The sequence below is a fragment of the Thermomonas sp. genome, assembly GCF_025993755.1.
Taxonomy (GTDB): domain Bacteria; phylum Pseudomonadota; class Gammaproteobacteria; order Xanthomonadales; family Xanthomonadaceae; genus Thermomonas.
This window is the reverse complement of record NZ_JAMQHN010000138.1, coordinates 1-3456: the sequence shown is the minus strand read 5'-3', so window position 1 is coordinate 3456 and position 3456 is coordinate 1. Positions and strand designations below refer to the sequence as shown.

The 3456-nt window shown below is 66.1% G+C and carries 6 protein-coding genes; 1 reads left to right on the top strand and 5 read right to left on the bottom strand.

Annotation, left to right across the window (positions count from 1 at the left end; translation table 11 throughout):
* From Q0X16_RS10145 to Q0X16_RS10130, 4 genes are all read right to left on the bottom strand, one after another.
* Positions 1–591, bottom strand: a 591-nt coding sequence (locus Q0X16_RS10145; RefSeq protein WP_297833753.1) for a replication initiator protein A, incomplete at its 3' end; no start/stop codon positions are given.
* A 26-nt stretch (positions 592–617) separates the two neighbouring features.
* The gene (locus Q0X16_RS10140) at positions 618–899 is read right to left on the bottom strand and encodes a helix-turn-helix domain-containing protein (RefSeq protein ID WP_199535268.1); all 282 of its coding nucleotides are present in this window, start codon (positions 897–899) and stop codon (positions 618–620) included.
* A 125-nt stretch (positions 900–1024) separates the two neighbouring features.
* Positions 1025–1777 (bottom strand): DUF2285 domain-containing protein, encoded by a 753-nt coding sequence (locus Q0X16_RS10135; RefSeq protein ID WP_297833747.1) that lies wholly within the window; start codon positions 1775–1777, stop codon positions 1025–1027.
* Between the two features lie 322 nt (positions 1778–2099).
* Positions 2100–2450, bottom strand: a complete 351-nt coding sequence (locus Q0X16_RS10130) for a DUF2958 domain-containing protein (protein ID WP_130531599.1) — start codon at positions 2448–2450, stop codon at positions 2100–2102.
* A 318-nt stretch (positions 2451–2768) separates the two neighbouring features.
* On the opposite strand from Q0X16_RS10130, the gene Q0X16_RS10125 reads away from it, so the two are divergent.
* Positions 2769–3062, top strand: a complete 294-nt coding sequence (locus tag Q0X16_RS10125) for a helix-turn-helix transcriptional regulator (protein ID WP_130531523.1) — start codon at positions 2769–2771, stop codon at positions 3060–3062.
* 69 nt (positions 3063–3131) lie between these two features.
* Here the strand turns inward: Q0X16_RS10125 and Q0X16_RS10120 are convergent, their stop codons facing one another.
* Complete coding sequence (locus tag Q0X16_RS10120) at positions 3132–3446, bottom strand: DUF736 domain-containing protein (RefSeq protein ID WP_297833755.1); 315 nt, start codon at positions 3444–3446, stop codon at positions 3132–3134.
* Positions 3447–3456 lie beyond the last annotated feature (10 nt).

Sequence of the window (3456 nt, the reverse complement as noted above, 5' to 3'; positions counted from 1 at the left end):
GATGCCGCCGGTCAGCCGGAAATACGCCGGGTCGATGGTCAGCACCAGGGCGGCGTCGAGCACGCCGGCATAGAACCAGTCCGGCAGGATCAGCTCGATGCCCAGCGGCGTGCCGCGGGCATCGGCCAGCTCCTTCCATTCGTTGATCCACGAAAAGCGATGCAGGCGCCGCCCGGTCGTCTCGCGGATGGACGTCGCCACGGTGGTCGATTGCAGCCGGTCGAGCGCGGCCTTGAGGCGCTGGTAGTCGCGCAGCGACACGCCGCGTCCGATGAAGCGCAGGATCTCGTAAGGCGTCGCGTGCATAAGCCGCGACGGGCGCAGACCCGCGTCGCGCGCTTCCACGATCTGCGAAGCCGCCCAGATCAGCACGTCCGCATCCCAAATCGTGGCGATACCGTGTTCCTGCGTGCCCTCCACGCGCACCGTGACGCCGCCGGCGCGGAAGTCGATGGGCGCCGTGCGCCGCGACTTCGCCAGCGAGAAGAACGGAAAGGCCATCAAGTCCTGGCTGTCGCGCGGCGCCATGCCATCGCCCGGCAAGGCGCGGAACAGGTCGAGCTGTTCCCGCTCCCGCGATGGGCTGGGCATGACGATGGCCACCGGCGAGCCACCGATCAGCGCGCACGGCTGTCGGCCGAGTGGTGCTCGGCGTATTCGGGGTCGGAGGTGGCCTCGAAGCTGCGCTGGTCGGCCCAGGCATCGAGGTCGGCCACCGCGTACATGACGCGGCGGCCGAACTTGCGGAACTTCGGCCCGCCGCCGATCACGCGCTGCTTTTCGAGCGTGCGCGGCGACAGCCGCAGGTACTCGGCGGCTTCGTCGTTGGTGAGGTAGCGTTGGGGTTGTGCGGGCGTGGTGGTGGCAGCGGCAGCAGGCCGCAAGGGTGCGGGTCGCATCGAGTGAACCTCCATCGGTCAGAAGCGCCGGCAGCACCAGCGCAGCCGGATGGAGGCAGTCTCAAGATAGCGATGCGTTGCGCAGAGGGTCGTCTTGCAGCGCAGGCAAAGCGACCCTCCCCAGGTCATTCGAGTTGCGCAAGGCGGCGGTAGCCGCCGCGCATCAGCGATCGGCCGCGCCGCACGAGGCGGCGCACGCGCGAGCGCAGGCCGCCGTCGGCGTACCAGCCGGCGGTCACGGCTTCGGCGCCGAACAGTCCTTCGGCCGTTTCGCGCAAGGACGCGCCCGCGAGGGTCGCGTCGAGCGCCTGCAAGGTGTGCAGCTCCAGCAGCGCGGCCGGCGTGGGCCGGGAACGGGCCGTCGCCGCAGGTGCGTCGTCCGCGGTCGCCAGCTTGTCCAGCTCGGACGTGATCGTGCGGTAGCTCGCGCAAGGCGCGACGCACGCCCGGATGGCGTACAGGTAGGCCATGCCATCGGCCAGGCCCGGCGCCAGTGCGAGTCGCAGGCAACAGCCGGGCCAGCGTGCCGTCAGCACCAGACGCTTGCCGTCATGGAGCAGATGCTTGTGGCCGGGGATGCGCCAGAACTCGAAGGCGTCCGCCTCCGGCGGCGGGTCGGCATCCGGGTAGAGCTGGAGCACGCCGTCGTGGTCGGGGAACCAGTCCGGATGTGCATCGCGTGCATCCAGTGCGGGGTCTTCCAGCAGGCGCAGCCCCCAGGCGTGCGCCGCCTCTGGCTGGCGGCGACGGCGTAGCCAGTCGCGCCGGTAGTCGGGATGGCGACGCAGGTACTCCCAAGCGAGCGCGGGACCGTCCAAGTGCAGCACGTAGAGATACGCGGCAGTCGGATACCAGGCTTCGGCGCTTCGATCGGCCATGACGCGACCTCCTATTCAACAGGAACGTCGCCACGGGCGTTGAACGCGGGAGCTAAGGCTTCAGCAGCATCGAAGTGGTATCAGAAGGCGTAAGCTGAAATTGTGAAAAGCGGTCGACACCGATTAGCTCCGAAGTTTGCATAAGTCGTCCGAGTGCGACGGCTGCGCCGCGTAGAAATGGCGCGCAACGCCACACACCCTGCCGAAAGCCACGTCGCGCACCATGTCTTTTTTGGTCAGGATCGCACCCGACTGGTGCAAGGGCGCCGATCCAGACCTTGGCCGTCTTGAGCTAGATCGAAAAAGACACAATGCGCCCGGATTAGTCGGGGATGGAGCCGTCGCGCTGCGCCAGCCTGACGTACTCCGATAGCGGCCGTGCCGCGTGGAAATACAAGTCGCGCCGGACGGGCCGCTGCTGCGGCCCGACGATGCCCGCCAGGTCGGAGAGCTTGATCGTCCCCAGCGCCGGCATCCCGATGCCGAGGTCGATCAGCCCCCAAGCGGTATCCCCATCGACAGGATCGAGCGCGGCCAACAGCCAAGTCGCGTGCGCATCCGGCGTAAACAGTCGCACCGCTGGTATTGGGTCGATGTTCTGACCATCGGCGAGCGCTGCGCCGACGGCGAGCAGCTGCACCCGTTGTTTTTCGGTGACGAGCGGCTGGATCAAGGCCGGAACCCCCACGAATCCGACGATGCGCAGATGCGTTTTTCCGCGAAAGCGCAGAACCAAGGAAGCGGATGCGTGCTTTCGTGCGGAAGTACCGAGGCACAAGCTACCGAATCCGTACGTGCACGGAAACGCCGAAGCGGAATTGTGTAGGCCAGAAGAAACACGGATGCGGTTCCCCGATTCTGTCGGAATCCGCCAATGCGGCTTTCCGTAAAGGCACGAATACGGAAGTCAACAACACCAAATGAACACTATAGATTGTAGCCCTATAGGACGCAATCGGCTGTCATCTTGGTTTTTCAGGGAAAACCATAGGTGGCAGCGAAACACTCATTGGCAACGGCGATACGGACGGTCAGGAAAGCGCGGGGCTTGACCCAGGAAGCGTTCTCTGACGTGTCGAGCCGTACCTACATGAGTTCGCTGGAGCGGGAGCAGAAAAGCCCGACCCTGCACAAGCTGACCGAGCTGTGCGAAGTCATGGAAGTGCATCCGCTCACGCTGCTGACGCTGGCCTACGCCGGCGACAGCACGCGCAAGGCCGATCAGCTTCTGGCGCAGGTGCGCCAGGAGCTTGAGGCGGTGTTGAAGGAACGCGATGCGCCTTAGCGCGTGCGTGACGTGCTGCGCCAACAGCACCGCGCCCCGCCGCAATGGGCGGGGCGCGGTGGGCGGCCGTCAGGCCGCCTTGGGCTTGCTGCGCGACCAGATCAGGTCGTGCGTGCCGTCCTCGCCTTCGATCAGGCGGGCATAGACCGTCGCCGGGAACGAAGGATCGTCGAGGGTCACGGACACGTAGGGCCGCCCGGCCTCGCTGGTCTTCTTCCACGCCGCGCCGATGTCGTGGCTGGCCGCCTGCAGGCGGAAGTCGGGGGCGTTGTCGTTGTCCCCTTTGTCGTTGGGAACCAGCTTGACCTTGACGTTGAGCGTCAGGGTGCGGAGCGTACCGGTGAAGCCGTCTTTCTCTGCGGTGAAGGTGCCGATGTTAGCCATGATGATTTCT

Bases quoted from the DNA above. Each gene is read 5' to 3' on its own strand.
- Q0X16_RS10140 (WP_199535268.1), bottom strand. From the start codon at position 899: ATGCGACCCGCACCCTTGCGGCCTGCTGCCGCTGCCACCACCACGCCC.
- Q0X16_RS10135 (WP_297833747.1), bottom strand. From the start codon at position 1,777: ATGGCCGATCGAAGCGCCGAAGCCTGGTATCCGACTGCCGCGTATCTC.
- Q0X16_RS10120 (WP_297833755.1), bottom strand. From the start codon at position 3,446: ATGGCTAACATCGGCACCTTCACCGCAGAGAAAGACGGCTTCACCGGT.